The organism is Arcobacter sp. F2176, from assembly GCF_004116465.1.
Taxonomy (GTDB): domain Bacteria; phylum Campylobacterota; class Campylobacteria; order Campylobacterales; family Arcobacteraceae; genus Arcobacter; species Arcobacter siniprincipis.
The window spans coordinates 1-15,641 of record NZ_PDJV01000014.1 but is presented as its reverse complement, the minus strand read 5'-3'; the positions used below and the strand labels follow the sequence as shown (position 1 = coordinate 15,641).

Annotated in this window: 20 protein-coding genes; all 20 read left to right on the top strand. The window is 28.3% G+C overall.

Going from position 1 to position 15,641, the window contains the following annotated elements:
* Positions 1 to 3 precede the first annotated feature (3 nt).
* Entirely contained in the window at positions 4 to 675 is a 672-nt protein-coding gene (locus CRU95_RS12230; protein ID WP_129101398.1) for a FliH/SctL family protein, read from the top strand.
* 137 nt (positions 676 to 812) lie between these two features.
* Positions 813 to 1,100: a FliM/FliN family flagellar motor switch protein gene (locus CRU95_RS12225; RefSeq protein WP_013136293.1), complete on the top strand. Its 288-nt coding sequence runs from the start codon at positions 813 to 815 to the stop codon at positions 1,098 to 1,100.
* A gap of 9 nt (positions 1,101 to 1,109) precedes the next feature.
* Positions 1,110 to 1,700, top strand: coding sequence for a flagellar hook assembly protein FlgD (locus CRU95_RS12220; RefSeq protein ID WP_129101397.1), 591 nt, complete (start codon positions 1,110 to 1,112; stop codon positions 1,698 to 1,700).
* Between the two features lie 11 nt (positions 1,701 to 1,711).
* A complete protein-coding gene (locus CRU95_RS12215; RefSeq protein WP_129101396.1) occupies positions 1,712 to 3,172 on the top strand; it encodes a flagellar hook-basal body complex protein in 1,461 nt (486 codons plus the stop codon).
* 77 nt (positions 3,173 to 3,249) lie between these two features.
* Positions 3,250 to 5,586 carry a flagellar hook-basal body complex protein gene (locus CRU95_RS12210; protein WP_164969783.1) on the top strand — a complete coding sequence of 779 codons (2,337 nt, stop codon included), beginning with the start codon at positions 3,250 to 3,252 and terminating at the stop codon, positions 5,584 to 5,586.
* A 48-nt stretch (positions 5,587 to 5,634) separates the two neighbouring features.
* Entirely contained in the window at positions 5,635 to 5,964 is a 330-nt protein-coding gene (locus tag CRU95_RS12205) for a hypothetical protein (protein ID WP_129101395.1), read from the top strand.
* 42 nt (positions 5,965 to 6,006) lie between these two features.
* Positions 6,007 to 7,995 (top strand): tetratricopeptide repeat protein, encoded by a 1,989-nt coding sequence (locus tag CRU95_RS12200; protein ID WP_258238707.1) that lies wholly within the window; start codon positions 6,007 to 6,009, stop codon positions 7,993 to 7,995.
* A gap of 63 nt (positions 7,996 to 8,058) precedes the next feature.
* Complete coding sequence (locus CRU95_RS12195; protein WP_129101394.1) at positions 8,059 to 8,376, top strand: flagellin; 318 nt, start codon at positions 8,059 to 8,061, stop codon at positions 8,374 to 8,376.
* Positions 8,377 to 8,389: 13 nt separating this feature from the next.
* Positions 8,390 to 9,274: a FliM/FliN family flagellar motor switch protein gene (locus CRU95_RS12190; RefSeq protein ID WP_129101393.1), complete on the top strand. Its 885-nt coding sequence runs from the start codon at positions 8,390 to 8,392 to the stop codon at positions 9,272 to 9,274.
* Positions 9,275 to 9,277: 3 nt separating this feature from the next.
* On the top strand, positions 9,278 to 10,033 hold the full coding sequence (locus CRU95_RS12185; protein ID WP_129101392.1) for a motility protein A: 756 nt from the start codon (positions 9,278 to 9,280) through the stop codon (positions 10,031 to 10,033).
* A 12-nt stretch (positions 10,034 to 10,045) separates the two neighbouring features.
* On the top strand, positions 10,046 to 10,816 hold the full coding sequence (locus CRU95_RS12180; protein ID WP_129101391.1) for a flagellar motor protein MotB: 771 nt from the start codon (positions 10,046 to 10,048) through the stop codon (positions 10,814 to 10,816).
* Positions 10,813 to 11,106: a rod-binding protein gene (locus CRU95_RS12175; RefSeq protein WP_129101390.1), complete on the top strand. Its 294-nt coding sequence runs from the start codon at positions 10,813 to 10,815 to the stop codon at positions 11,104 to 11,106. Before CRU95_RS12180 ends, CRU95_RS12175 begins: the two co-directional genes overlap by 4 nt.
* Before the next feature lie 13 nt (positions 11,107 to 11,119).
* Positions 11,120 to 11,497 carry a hypothetical protein gene (locus CRU95_RS12170; protein WP_129101389.1) on the top strand — a complete coding sequence of 126 codons (378 nt, stop codon included), beginning with the start codon at positions 11,120 to 11,122 and terminating at the stop codon, positions 11,495 to 11,497.
* On the top strand, positions 11,481 to 11,882 hold the full coding sequence (locus CRU95_RS12165) for a hypothetical protein (protein ID WP_129101388.1): 402 nt from the start codon (positions 11,481 to 11,483) through the stop codon (positions 11,880 to 11,882). Before CRU95_RS12170 ends, CRU95_RS12165 begins: the two co-directional genes overlap by 17 nt.
* A complete protein-coding gene (gene flhF / locus CRU95_RS12160) occupies positions 11,879 to 13,039 on the top strand; it encodes a flagellar biosynthesis protein FlhF (protein ID WP_129101387.1) in 1,161 nt (386 codons plus the stop codon). The genes CRU95_RS12165 and flhF overlap by 4 nt, the downstream gene beginning before the upstream one ends.
* 9 nt (positions 13,040 to 13,048) lie before the next feature.
* On the top strand, positions 13,049 to 13,873 hold the full coding sequence (locus CRU95_RS12155; protein WP_129101386.1) for an AAA family ATPase: 825 nt from the start codon (positions 13,049 to 13,051) through the stop codon (positions 13,871 to 13,873).
* A 14-nt stretch (positions 13,874 to 13,887) separates the two neighbouring features.
* Entirely contained in the window at positions 13,888 to 14,214 is a 327-nt protein-coding gene (locus CRU95_RS12150) for a hypothetical protein (protein WP_129101385.1), read from the top strand.
* A gap of 11 nt (positions 14,215 to 14,225) precedes the next feature.
* Positions 14,226 to 14,528 carry a flagellar hook-basal body complex protein FliE gene (fliE, locus tag CRU95_RS12145; RefSeq protein WP_129101384.1) on the top strand — a complete coding sequence of 101 codons (303 nt, stop codon included), beginning with the start codon at positions 14,226 to 14,228 and terminating at the stop codon, positions 14,526 to 14,528.
* 13 nt (positions 14,529 to 14,541) lie between these two features.
* Entirely contained in the window at positions 14,542 to 15,000 is a 459-nt protein-coding gene (gene flgC, locus CRU95_RS12140) for a flagellar basal body rod protein FlgC (protein ID WP_129101383.1), read from the top strand.
* A 22-nt stretch (positions 15,001 to 15,022) separates the two neighbouring features.
* Positions 15,023 to 15,641 (top strand): hypothetical protein (locus tag CRU95_RS12135; RefSeq protein WP_164969782.1); only part of this gene is annotated, 619 nt, incomplete at its 3' end.

The following is a 15,641-nucleotide window of genomic DNA, read 5'->3' as shown; positions in this document are numbered from 1 at the left end:
CAGATGGAAAAAAACAATGTATACTCTAATGCAAAAGTAATTAAATCTAAAGATGGAATTGAAAACTTTCAATTAGGAACTTTTTTAAATACTGGTGAAATTACACAAACTGATCAAATGCAAATGGTTGCAAAATTAGATGAGAAACAAGTAAGTATTAATGGTGATCAAATATTAGCTGAGATCAAAGCTCTTGCTGGAACTATTGCTGCTGTTCAACAAAAAGTTGATGGCTTAGAACATATTGGATTAGCAGGTGGTAAAGATATAGATCATCAAGTGGTTCAAGCTATTAAAGACTTAAAACATTATGCAGCTTTTTTTGAACAGGCAACTTTTCAATTAGAAACAAAAATACTTAAAACATCTATTTCTATAGCTCAAAAAATCATTTCCGTAGAAATAGGGGAAAATTCAGCAAAAATAGCAAAAGAGACTATTCATAATATATTAGACAAAATAAAAACTGCTTCAAAAGTAAAGATTCATCTAAATCCTAGAGACTTTGAACTTCTAAAAAATGACTTAAATCTTGAAGGTACTCATATCTCTTTAGTTCAAGATGGAAATGTAACTGCTGGAGGTGTTGTAATTGCCAGTGACCTAGGAAATTTTGATGGGAATATAGAAGCAAAAGTAAACTCAATGCTAGAATCACTTGATTCTATAATGTAAAATTCTACAAAAGTAAATATTAGCTTAAAACACTAAAAACTATCTAAAAATCACTCTTTTTTATTATTTTTTATTAAAATTAATAGAAGCCATTGTGATATAATTCATTATAAACTTAAACAAAGAGACTTAAATTTATGGAAATTAATGACAGAGCATACGATCTTTTAGTCGATACCCAAATTACAGTAGATGTAATGCTAGGTAGTGCAAATATTACTATTAAAGACTTCCTAGATTTAGGTGAGGGTGACATATTATCACTTGATAAAGCAGCAGGAGCTGGAGGTGATATTTATGTTAACAGTAGAATTATTGGTACAGGAGATATTATCGTTATTGATGAAAAATTAGCAGTTAGAGTTCAAGATGCTATGGATTCAGATAATGTAGTAAGATATTTCTTTGATGAAAATATGTTATAGGAGAAAATTATGGCAACTACAGATAATGTACAAGTAAGTACTGCTACTGGTGTAAACGGTCAGCAGTATACACAAGCTATTAGTAATGATAAGCTTACAAATGAAGATTTTTTAAATTTAATGTTAGAACAAATGAAACAACAAGATCCAACTAAGCCTATGGATTCACAAAGTATGCTTGATTCACAAATGCAAATGTCAACAATTGAGACAAACTTAGATATGTCAACTTCAATGAAAGCATTACAACAATCTTTTGCTCAAATGAATTTATCAACAGCAACTAATGTTATAGGTAAAATAGTTGAAACTGATGAATTAGGAGATGATGGACTTAGAAGAGCTTATCAAATTGGTTCAGCAGAATCAATAAATGGCGAAATTTATGTAGAGGGTCTTGAAATCATTACAAATGAAAAGGGTGAATTAACTTATGCTAATGAAACTACTAGAATCCCATATAGTAGCATAAGTAGAATTAATTATACTCCTACTTCAGGATCAGGTGGAAGTACGAACCCACCAGATACAACAACTGGTGATGATACAACTACAGCTGAAAATAATACTGGTTCATCTGATACAACAACAAATAGCTAAGGAAAAGAATTATGAATGGTAGTTTATACAATGCATTATCTGGTATTAGTGCAGCATCTAATTATGTTGATGTAACATCAAATAACATTGCTAATGTAAATACTATTGCTCATAAAGAAAGTAGAATTTCTTTTGCTGATTTAATGTATCAAAATGGAGAAGGAAAAGGTGTTGGAGAAGGAACAATAAATAAAACATTTAGACAAGGCGGAGTAAAGGATACAAACAATCCATACGACTTTGCAATACAAGGAAAAGGTTTTTTTGTTGTAACTGACCCAGATACAAATAAAACATTTTATACAAGAGCTGGAAATTTTTTAGAATCTAAAGCTGGGATGCTTGTAAATAATCAAGGTTTAGAGGTAATGGGACTTCAAACAAAAGTTATATCTACAACAACTTCTGATGGTACAACTGCTTTTGGTGATAATTATACTATGCCATTAGCATCAGCAATAATTACGCAAGAAGATAGAACTTTATCAATTAATACTAAATCAACTGATTATCGAGATAGTGCAACAGATGTAGGTGTTTCAGGTAATAATTATAAAACAGCAAATTCTGTTATTTCAGATATTGAATTGTTAAAAAAAGATTATACAGATAAGTTGAAATTATTAGAGTCTAACCCAAATGAAGTTTCAGTTTCTTCTACTTTTCAAGAATCAAAGATTGATTACAAAGATTATGAAACAAAATTAAATAATCAAAATGATGTTTTAAGATTGAATCTAGGAAATGTTGAAATTAAACAAAATTTTGATACTGATGCTTTAACAACTATGAAAAAACTAGCTGACCAGATTTCAGATGAAGAGGGATATTCCGCTTCTTTTGATCCAGCTACAAGTACTTTAACAATTAATAATTTAGTAGCAGGAAGAAATACAAAAATTACTTCACCAACTATAAATGCAACTGAAGCAACTGTTGATACAGTTGATGCAATTAAAGGTTCAGGTTTAGCAATGGTTGAGTCTTCAAGAGATGCTTTAAATCAAGCTGTACAATTAGCAAATGCAAAGTTTCTTGATATTCAAAATGGTATTCCAGCACCAAATCAAGCAACACTTACCCTTGAACCTATAAACTTAAAATTAACAAATATAGGTTTAGCATCATATAATGATACAAAATTTAGTGTTGCAGATGATGGAGTTTTATTACTAACACAAGGAAGTAATACTTATGTTGTAGGTAGAGTATCAACTGTTTATTTTCCTGATGAACAAAGTTTAAATGCAGCAGGTGATAATTTATATACACAAACAAAAGATTCTGGCGAGCCAAAAAATGCAGATATATTAAATAATATAGCTGCAAATAGTGTGGAAGTAAGTAATATAAGTACATCAACAGCATTGACAAAACTAATAGTTGCACAAAGAGCTTTTGAAGCTAATTCAAAATCTATGACAACATCTGATGATTTTTTAAAGACAGCAATACAACTTAAAACTACATAAGATGTCTATTAATTAGTACTTAAGAAGTATTAATTAATAAACATAAAATGTTTATAATTTATCTAAAAGGATAAGCCATGATTGGAGCACTATGGACAGGAATTTCAGGTCTATCAGCACAACAAAAAGCTTTAGACAATGAGTCACATAATATTGCGAATGTTAATACAATAGGTTACAAATCATCAAGAATCTCTTTTGCTGACCAAATGTATCAAGACAAAATAGGAAAAGGTGCTAAAGTTCTAGATGCTGAAAAACTTTATACTCAAGGTGGATTTAAATCTACAGGAGTTAATTTTGATATGGCATTATCAGGAAGTGGTTTTTTTACTGTAAGTAATAAAAGCTCAACTGGTACTAGTGAAACTTATTATACAAGAGCTGGTAACTTTAGAATGGGTGATAATGGTACTTTGCAAGATGCCGCAGGGAATGAAGTTCAAGGTTGGGCAATGAGTGCTATTACCGAACAAGATAGATTATCAACTAACCCTAATATTAATGTTTTTACGAGTGCATACACAGAACTTTTAACATCAAAAATAATAAATCTTAATAAATCAGTTGAAACATATACTGCAAAAGCTACAGACTATACTCAAACTGTAAAAGGTGATGTATCTACTGTTTATTCTGGGTATGGACTTAAGAGTGAGGGTTCAAAAGTAGATGATGTAAAAGCATTGATTAAAAATTATTCAGATGCATTAACTGAATATCAAGCTAATCCTGATGGTCCTTCTCAAAGTGCTATTGCTCAAAAAACACAAATCAATTTTCTTGGAACTGATTTAAGTAAAGAATCAGACACTATATATGTCTATATCGATGGTTCAAAGATAGAACAAAAGTATGAGTCTAAACCTGCAAGAATGTCTGATGATGGAAGTAGAATGTTAACAGAAGTTGAAGCAAGTCAAATAGCGACATATAAAGCACTAGCTGATAAAATTTCTGATCAAACTGGATTTGTAGCTTATACGGTTACTGATCAAGATATTACTGGAACTACAGAAACTGGTAGTGCTATAGATTCTTTTGAATCATTTGATACTTTTACAAAATCTACAAAAGACTTGGATGTATTACATGGAATGATAGAAATTGAGTCAATGGTTCCTGGAAAAGAATTTAAGATTACTGAAGTTGGAGAGTATTCTGGTTCTTATGTTTATGGGTCTTTTAATGAAACAACAAGTGCAACAAATGTTCAAAAAGGTACTGGTCTTGGTGGTTTACAAAGTGCTAGAGAAGCTTTAGCTAAAGCTATTAGTGGTAATCAAAGAGATGTTTTCACAATGGAAGAGTTAAATCTTAATGGTTCAGATTCATATACTTTTGATTTTAGTGTGTATGATAAAGATTTAGAAAAAACTATTAATTTCGGTTCTGCAATTAGTGTTGACCCAACAACAGATATAGATAGTGTTATTTCAAATCTTACTTCAGGTTCATCAGTTTCAGTTGCTAATTTTAATAAATACTTTACAGCTAAAAATATCAATGGATCACTTGTTATTGAGGCAAGAGAGTATGATGTAGAATTTAGTACGGAATTATTTGCTAATGGAGCAACTTATACTACAGCAGCTAGTGGGACAAATTATACTTTTTCAGGAACTGATGCTATTTTGGCAAATGGGCAAACTAGTTTTTCTATAACTATTCCAGCTATAACTTTAGGTGATGGTACTGTTATAAGTGGAATAAGTGCTACAGGAGGAAGTATAAATTCACCTAGAGACTTAGATACTCTTGCTGGAAAACTAAATGACTTATTTGCTAAGAATACCGCGACTAATGCTAGTGGAAGAACAGTTTCAACTCCATATAATGCAATTGTTGTTAATGGAAGTTTAATTATTGAGCAAACTTCAGGTGGTGCAGTTTATCCAGCTAATTTAACTATAAATAAACTTGCAGGTGGTATTGACAAAAATGCTGATGCTTCTGGTCGTAAAGGTACAGGTGCAGAGTTTTTAGAGATCAAAACTACCCTTGATCAAACTTCTTCTCAAGATTCTTTACAATTGAGGCTTGATACCCTTGGCATATCAGATTCCGGTTTTGGTGAGTTTTCAGTTAATGATGCAGGTTTAATTATAATGAAACAAGATGGAGCAGAGTTTGCTATTGGACAAGTTTCTATTGCATTGTTTAATAATGAAAGAGGATTAGATCCAATGGGAGATAACCTTTTGGCAAAAACTACTCAAAGTGGTGAACCAACATTTAATATAAATAATGATAGAACAGCTACTATTTTAGGTAAAAACCTAGAGTTAAGTACCGCAAATTTAAGTGAAAGTTTAGTAAACTTAATGGTATTTCAAAGAGCATTTGAGGCAAATGCTAAATCAATTACAACGGCAGATGCACTGCTAACAACACTGATTCAGTTAAAACGATAATAAATAAAATAGATAGATTTCTCTATCTATTTTTTAAAGAGGGTAAATTTGGAAAATTTTTTATTGATTTTGTTTTTATTAGTAATGCTTTTATACTATTTTTCTACAACAAATGTATATAAATCATTATATGTAAAAATTAATGAAGAAAAGAATGTTTTAGAAGAAGAAAAAAATAAATATACGCAATTGATGGAAAGATATAATAAACAAGTTATTGCACAAGATGATGCAATAAAAAATACAGAAAATAATCTTTCTGTTGCAAGAAATGATTTAAGAGCTGCAAAACTTGAAAATAATGACTTAAAACATCAACTTGATAAACTTAAGAAGAGGTCAGAAGAGCTCTATGCTCAAGTTAATACTATGATTTAATAGGAGCCTGTTATTAAATTAGCTATTACTAGAAAAAAGGGTTTGCTTTTTTTCCTAATTATTATTTTTCAATTTAACTTATTTGCAGATGAAGATATCTCAAAATTAGAATCACAACCTGATGTTTTGTTTAAATATAAGGATTTAAAAAAAAATCAGAAAACATTATCTCAACAAGTAGAATTTAATAATGCTGTTCTTCTTTTAGAAAAAGGTGAATATTTAAAAGCTATAGATATTTTAAAAGATACTTCTAAATTCTTAAAAATACCATCATATTTAAATATAGGAATTGCATATTATAAGTTGAATTCTATTCATAATGCAAAAGTATATTTAGAAAGAATTTATTCTCATGATGCTGCTATTACTGAAGATACTTATTCTTATATGTCTGCTTGTTATTATTTATATTTAATTTCAGATAATCAAAAATTTTTAAAGAAAATTATTCAATTGGCTAAAACAAAAAAAGATTTATCAGAACATGCTAAAAGATTGATTGCTGATACTTTTATAATTTTAAAAGATTATAAAATGGCACTCTCTCTTTTAGATACAATGGATTATGCTTCTGATTTTAAAAAAGGCTTATTGTTAATTAAGTTAAAAGATTATGAAAAAGCTGACTTGTTACTAAGAAAAGCTTATGAAAATAATGTTAATTTGGATAAAAAAGATAAAATATTATGGTTTATGGTTTTTAGTAATTTAAAATCAAATAACTTAGAAAAACTAAATGATAACTTAGATTTGATACAAGCAAGAAAGTCATCATTTGAAGCTAATAAAGAGTTAGAACTTAAAATGTTTTTTAATAAAAATAAATATACACCAGATGAGTATTTTAAATTTATTACAAAATTTGATTTAAATAGAAAGATTGATTTTATTTATTATTTTGCACCATATATTTTCTCAGATAATGAAGAAATTATGTATGACTCTACAAAAGGTTTTATATTTAAAGATAAAAGTAGTTTAGATAATTTAGATGATATGATTTCTTATAATGCTTCATTTTTAAAACTTATAAAAAAAGATCCAATACAAAAAGTTGCTGAACTAAAAAAAATGTTAAATAAAGATACCAAGTCATATATTTATTATAACTTAGCATTATCTTATGCCCAAATAGATGATTTTTACAATGCCTTAAAATACTTTGAACAGGCAACCAAACTTAATCCTGGGAATAAATTATATTCTGCAATGACACTAATAACTGCAATCCGTTCTAATACTACAATTGCTGACAAGGATTATTTAGATACAAATATTAAATTGAAAAAAGGAATGTATCAATATTTTGGGCAAAAAATTTATAATTTAATAATTAATGATAAGATTGGAACTTCAACAGAACCAAAACACTATGCAAAAACGATTTTTTATAAAGCTTTAAATTTCTTACCTAAGTTTAATGAAGGTACTGCAACTTTAGATGATCCATTAATAAAAGATAATTTTAAAGAACCACTTACTTTTTTACTAAAAGAAGTTATAAAACGAGAAAATGAAAATGATTTTACTTATTTTTCAAGATTACAAGATACTGTTCCTTTAAAAATAAATAATAATTTTCTTGATGGTTCAATATTAATTACTCAATATTATGTTGATTTATTAAAAGCTTTGGGATTATTTAATAAAGCAGACTTTAGTATGCAAAGCAATATTACACCAACTTACTTAAGAACTAAAGCTTTAAAACTATTGCATGATGGTTATCCTAAAAAGGCCTTAAACCTTATTGAAACTTTACAAAGTGAGTATAAACTTGAAGATAAATATACTATGTATTTGGTAGTTGCTTCTTATTTAGATGATAATAGATACAACGATGCCTCTGTTCAAATCTCTTTAATAAAAGGTTTACTAAAAGATAGTGGTGCAGATTTCTTAACAGGTGTACAATTAATTCAAGAGTTAAAAATAAGTAGTGCTAAACAATTTTTTTTAAAGCCTTATTTAGATGATATGATAGATTTTAAGATAGAAGGATTTGATAAATTTTTAGAAAGTCTCTAATTTTTTATTAATTTAAATTTTTTTAGATATAATATTTTAAAATGAATTGATAAAGGAGAAGCTATGGAAATTGGTAGATTACCTGAAATCGACGCTGCAAAAGCAAATTATGATGTTAAGATTCAGAAAGTACAAGAAGTTGATGAAAAAGATAAGATTGTTCCTGATGAAAAATATAAAAATGCCAAAACAAACGAGCAAAGCGAAAAGATAAATGAAGTTGTTTTGGATAATGTAAAATTTGGTTACAATAAAGATACACAAGACTTTTTTGTAAAAGTTACAAGAGGTAATGCTGAATTTAAATATCCAACAGAAGATATGATGAAAGTAAAAGCTCATTTACATGAGTTAGTAGATAATTTAGATAAAAATAATTAATTAAGGTTTAGCTTTGGCATCAGATTTATCAAATATTTTAAGAGATGAGCTATCTAATACTCTGGAACAATTGCTCTCTCAATCGACCAAATGTGAAAATGTTGAAAAAGCTGACTTTTCAAAAGTTGATTCTTCTCAATGTGTTGAGATTGATGTTAAATTTGAATTTAAAAATACTTCATCAACTTGGAACTTTTTTATTCCAACTTCTAGTGCCGCAAGATTTGAATATTTAATGCTTGGTGGAACAGGAGATTTAAAAGAACACATTGATGATGAAATAACAGATGCAATAAATGAGATAGTCTCTAATATATGTGGAAGTATTTCAACATCAGTTAATGCTCAAGGTTTTCCTGATATCTCAGGACTTAAGCATGAAGTTCTTGGTTCAAAAATCATTGAATGTAATGGAAAAAATAATGATGAAAATACTTATTCCTTTAAACTGAATTTAGATAATAAAATATCTGAAGTTATTATATCTTTTGATGATGTTATACTTCCTTTTCTTTCAGAAATAACAGGAAAAGAGACAAGCAGTACTTCAAGTGATGAAAATAGTTCTTCTCAAAATTATTCATCTTTACCTACTTCTGGTAATATTGATTCTTTATTATCTGATGAATCCTCAAAAAATCTTAAACTTCTTTTTGACATAAAATTAAAACTGAGTGTTAGACTTGGAACAAAATTATTTTTGTTAAAAGACATCTTAAAATGGGATGTTGGTGAGATTATAGAATTAGAACAAATGGTAAATGAACCATTAGATATTTTGGTAAATGGAATTAAAATTGGAGAAGGTGAAGCAGTTATTGTTGAAGGGAAATTTGGTTTAAAAATTAAGAATATTGGAAATGATTCATCACGATTAAGTCAATTAGGATTAGGATAAGATATGGATAAAACTACGGTTGGAGGATTAGCTGCTGGTTGGGCTCTAATTGCTCTTGCAATTATATTAGGGGGAGTTGGCTTTGGTCCATACATTGATATCCCTTCTGTTGCCATTGTATTTGGGGGAACTATTGCTGTAACTGCAGGGCAATTTCAACCAAGTGAATTAAAAAGAGTTGGTGCTGGATTTAAAATTGCTATGAATGAATCGAAAGTTGAGCCACTTCCTGAATTGATTGAAAAAATCATTTTTTATGCAACTGAAGTAAAAAAACATGGTGTTATGCAAATAGAACAAAAAGTTTTAAGTGAATCAAATGCTTTTTTTAAAGAGGCATTTCAATTGCTTGTAGATGGTACTAAGCCTGATGTATTAGTACCTTTGTTAGAGCTAAAGTTAGAGCATATGGATAAAAGACATACTTCATTAATAGGTGTTTTTTCAAATATTGGTGGAACCGCAGGTTCTATGGGTATGATTGGAACACTTGTTGGTCTTGTTGCTATGCTTGCTAACCTTTCTGATCCTGCAGCAGTTGGTCCTGCAATGGCAGTTGCCTTGATTACAACACTGTATGGTGCATTAATTGGTACTTTAATAGCTGGATTAATTGAGTCAAAATTAGATCAGAAACATAAAACTGAAGTAACAGCATGCGAAGTAATAATTACTGGTACTTCAATGATTGCAGCAGAAGAGTCAATTGGTAATATAAAGATGAAATTAAATGCAATCTTAGTTGAATCACCTCAATGATAAAGTATAATAATGGCTGAAAAAAAGTGTCCTGATTGCCCAAAATGTTTGCCAGGTTGGTTAGTACAATTTGGTGATTTAATGTCTTTGTTACTTACTTTTTTTATTCTTTTATTGTCTATGGCCGTGATGGATAAAAAGAAAGTAGAAGAGTATTTTGATATAATGAGAAAAGCTATGGGCTTTTTAGATCAAACACAAGATACAGTAAAAAGAGATGAATCAACTAATACCTCAAAAGAGGCATCAAATGATGCAGATAGTAATGCACAAGATACAGCAGCAGCTGCCGATGAGATGAGTCAAATTGCTCAAGAGATTAATGAACAAGTTTCAACTCAAAGTGAGCAAGTACAAATTACTGAGGGTAATAATGAGTTTACCTTAGATATTCCTTCTTCAATTATGTTTAATGAAGGAGAATATAACTTGTCAAATAGGTCAGCAAAGAATTTTATTTCTAAAATTGCAAGGGTAATTAGAACTATGCCTCAAACATTTGATATAGAAATAATAGGATATACAGATAGAAGTAATTTCAAAAGTGATACTATACCAAGAGATGGTTGGGATATTTCTGCACTAAGAGCTATTTCAGTTGTAAAAGAATTAATTAAAAATCGTATTGATCCTTCTCAATTGAAAGTTTCCGCATACAGTTCTTATAGACCCAAAAGTGAAAATGCAGTTGAAAATAGAAGAGTTGAAATAAGATTTGTTTCTGCAACGGAACAAAAGAATATATTAGAAAAAGAAAATTTCTTTGATAGGTTGGAACAATGATGGATTTAACAAATAATGTTGATGTATCAACATTAAACCAAAAAAAATTTGATAATGTAAATACTAAAAATTTAAATGATAAAAAGTTAAAAGAAGTATGTGATAATTTTGAATCATTTTTTTTAAAAGAAATTATGGATGTTTCTTTAAAGTCTTCTCCTATAGCTGGAGAGGGTGCAGGTTCTGACATAATTAAAGGAATGTACACTGATGCTGTTTCAAATGATGTTGCAGGTGGAATGGGTATTAGTGATATGTTGTATGATTTTTTGAGTAAAAAAAATAGTTAAATTAGGCAATAACATGATTAAAAATATTACAGATGAAATGAGTTCTTTAGTTAATAAGATGAAAGATTTAATAAATAGTGATATTGAAGATATAAAAGCTGCTCATCATGAAAAACTTTTAGATAGAAATGATAACAAACAAGAGTATATGAATGAAATAATTGAATTAAGAAAAAAATTAAATGAAGAGTTAGTTAATAAAATGCAAGAAGGTGTTGATATTAATGCCTATAGAAATGATGTAGATAGTTTAGAAGAAGAGTTAAAAGAACTACATTTATTAAATGCTAAATTAGCTTCAATTGTTCTTCCAATTCAACAAATGTATAAAGACATAGTTGAAGAATTAACAAGTCAGAGTGGAGGAAATATAGTTGAAATTAAAGTTTAGTTTATTTTGTCTATTTTTTCTTTTTACTTTAAAACTTTTTTCATATGAAGTCATTATTGCAAAAGTTGATATTCCTTTTAGAAGTGCGTTAACTCCATCTAATGTTGCTATTTTACAAATAGAAAAATTACCTGATGATTGTAAGCCTATTAGTTTAAAAGAATTAAAAGAAAGAAAATATTTTACAAGTAAGTATTTACAAAAAGATAAAATTATTTGTCATAGTGACTTAAAAAAAGAAGATTCTAATAGAGTTATATTTAGTTTTGGTTCAATACAAATTGAAACACCTGGTAAAATAATGTATGAGAATGATGAATATATTAAAATAAGAAAAGAGAATGGAAAAGTAGAAAAAATTTACAAAGATGGAAGAGATAAATGAATATGCTATCATTTTTAGGTGAAACACCAACAAAGGCTTTGAGAAAAGCCCAAGAAGAGTGTGGAGAAGATGCAATAGTAATTTCTACAAAAAAAATCTCAGATCCAGATAGCAAAAAGAGTATGTATGAAGTTGTGGTTGCTTTAGAAGAAGATTATGATGTAAATAAGAATAAAAAACCATCATCTTTTACAAAAAAGATTATAACAAGTAATGGTAAATTAAAAGATAAAGATTTCTCTGCAAAAGTGTATGATTTTAAAGAAGAAATTCTTAAAATGCAAGATGCAATAGAACAAGTTCAAAAATCAATTTGGGATCCTAAGTCACAACTTTATGATTTAACTATACCACCTGAATTTGTGGATATTTACAATTTATTTGAATCAAATGAATTTGATCAAGAGATGACATATACTATTATGAAAAAAACAATTAAACAATTACCTGTTGCTATGAAATCTAATCCCCATAAGATTAATGATTTTTTTAAATTAATATTAAGAAGAATAATTCCTATTAAAAATGAGGTGCCACTTAGAAAACATCAAAGAAAAATAATGATGATGGTAGGACCTACAGGAGTTGGTAAAACAACCACCATAGCAAAATTAGCAGCTCGTTATGCTTATAAATTAGGAGAAAACTATAAAGTTGGTGTTGTAACACTTGATTCATTTAGAGTTGGTGCGATTGAACAATTACAAGCGTATACAAACATAATGAGACTACCTTTAGAAATTGTTAAAAAACCAGAAGATTTAGTAGAATCATTGTTAAGGTTAAAAGATTGTAATTATATTTTCATTGATACAGCAGGTTCTAGTCAATATGATATAGATAAAATAGAATTAATAAATGAATTTCAAAAAAAAGTAGATGAACTTCCAATTGAAAAAGTATTAGTTCTTCCTGCAAATGTTAAACAAAGTGATTTAATGGATATTTATACAAATTATTCAAGATTAAATATTGATTATTTGACTTTTACAAAACTTGATGAAACAAAAAGTTTTGGAAACTTAATCTCTTTTTCCCACAAAACTAAAAAATCTATCACTTATATGTCAATTGGGCAGAATGTTCCTGATGATTTGGTAGTATCTAATTCATCATTTTTAATTGATTGTTTTATGAATCATACATGTGTTAAATAGGAAAAAAAATTGATTAACACTATTTCTACACAAGCAAATAAATTAATTAATCTTACAAAAAGAAAACAAAAGATTAATCCTTCTAATACTAAATTATTAACAATAACTTCTGGAAAAGGTGGAGTTGGCAAGTCAACATTTACTGCAAATATAGCCTCTTTATTAGCAAAAAGGGGGTTAAAAGTTGCGGTAATTGATGCAGATATTGGCTTGGCAAATATGCAAGTTCTTTTTGATGTAAAACCTACTTTAACTCTCTTTGATTATATTGATGGTAAAGCTAATTTAAAAGAAGTATTTATTCAAACTAAATATCCAAATATCACATTGATTGCTGGTAAAAGTGGCTATCAATATTCTAAACACTCAAATAGCTTAGTGTTAGCACGAATTGTACAAGATGTAATTGATATAGAAGTTTTTGATATTGTATTAATTGATACAGGAGCTGGATTAAATGAATATGTGAAGGAATTTTTATCAATTTCTGGTAATATTTTAGCTTTAACTACAACAGATCCTAGTGCTTTAACAGATGTATACGCTTTGATGAAAATGCTTTCCAAAGATAAAAGTTCGCTTATGTTATCTTTTAATCATACAAAAAACTATAAAATAGGGGAATCTATAACTAATTCATTGCAGAACCTAGCTCTCAAAAATAGATTAAATCCAAATTTTATGATAGAATATATGGGTAATGTAAGCAGTTCTAAAAATATTTCTACAACTGGAAGATTGAGAAAATTATTTGTAAATGAGTTTGAAGATCAACTAGTTACAAGGGAATTGGAGTTTATTGTTAGTTCATTGCTAAAAAAATTAAATAAATAGAGTTTGGATAAAAAGTGATTATAGAAAGATTTTCAAAAACAGTTATTGCAAGTGGAATTTTACGATTTTATGTAGCAACTGGTTTCTTTGGTATATCTTTATTTTTTTTATTCAATGTAAGTTTATTTACACCCATGGAAATTGTGTTAGGTATTATTTTTGCAACAATTTTTTTTAAAACATTGTCAAATGTAATGTTATCATTGTTAATACTTTTGTTTAACCTTGATAATAAAAAAGCTGAGTTGGATTTTAAATATCATACGCAAAAAATTGATGAATTATTAAGTGAGTTAACAACAACTGACTCAAATAGTAAAAATACTAGTACGACAAGTTAGAGGAGTATTAAATGGATATTTCAGGAATTAATGGCATTTCTAATGTTTTTAATAAAAATAATGTTCAAAAAACAAACGAAACTGAAAATCAAGGTGAATCATTTGCTTCAATGCTAAAAAATGCAGTTAACGAAGTAAATAATACTCAAGTTGATGGATACAAAGCAATGGAAAACATTGCAACTGGAAAAGTAGAAAACTTGCAAGAAGCTGTTTCTAAAATAGAAGAAGCAGAATTGACATTAAAACTTGCACTAGAAGTTAAAAATAAAGCAATGGCAGGATTTAAACAAGTAATGGCAATGCAAGTTTAGGATTGGAGTTATAATGGGTTTTTTTGATGGATATAATATAGCAAGCTCTGGAATGAGTGCACAAAGAACAAGAATAAATGTTGTAAGTGCGAATATTGCCAATGCTAAGACTACACATTCTACAGATGGTGGTCCTTATAAAAAACAAAATGTTGTTTTTCAAGAGATGTTATTAAGTGAAAATGAAAAATTAAAAGCTAATGATAGTCAAGATAAACAGTCTGCTCTTCCAAGTAAAAACTTAAGTGGAGTAGGTATAAAACAAATAGTTGAAGCAAAAGATAAACCTGTTATGAAGTTTGAACCAGATCATCCAGATGCAAATGCAGATGGTTATGTTGCATATCCAAATATTAATCCTGTTATAGAAATGGTTGATTTAATAGAGGCTATGAGATCTTATGAAGCCAATGTTTCCGCTTTTACAACTACTAAAACAATTGATACGAAAACATTAGAATTATTAAGATAATAACTCCTTATAAGGATAAAGAATGAGCAATGAATTAGAACTTTTCACTACTCCAAAATCAACAGAAATCACAAATACTTCCAAAATTGCACAAAATAATTCTCAAAAAAAAGAGGGTGAATCTATATTTGACAAATTCTTATCAAAAGCAAAAAATGATATTGAAAATGCTGAAAATGAGACAAAACCAAATATAAAAGAAATAAAAAAAGATACAAATACAGACAAAATAGAAAAAACTGATACTACAAAAAGTGAAGCTAAAACTGAAACAAAAGTAGATACAACAAAAACTGATGCAAAAACAACTTCTTTGATGGATAGATTAATCCAAGAAACAAAATCAAATGTAAAAGAAGTAAAAAAAGATACAAATACAGACAAAATAGAAAAAACTGATGCTACAAAAAGTGAAGCTAAAACTGAAACAAAAGTAGATACAACAAAAACTGATGCAAAAACAACTTCTTTGATGGATAGATTAATCCAAGAAACAAAATCAAATGTAAAAGAAGTAAAAAAAGATACAAATACAGACAAAATAGAAAAAACTGATGCTACAAAAAGTGAAGCTAAAACTGAAACAAAAGTAGATACAACAAAAACTGATGCAAAAACAACTTCTTTGATGGATAGATTAA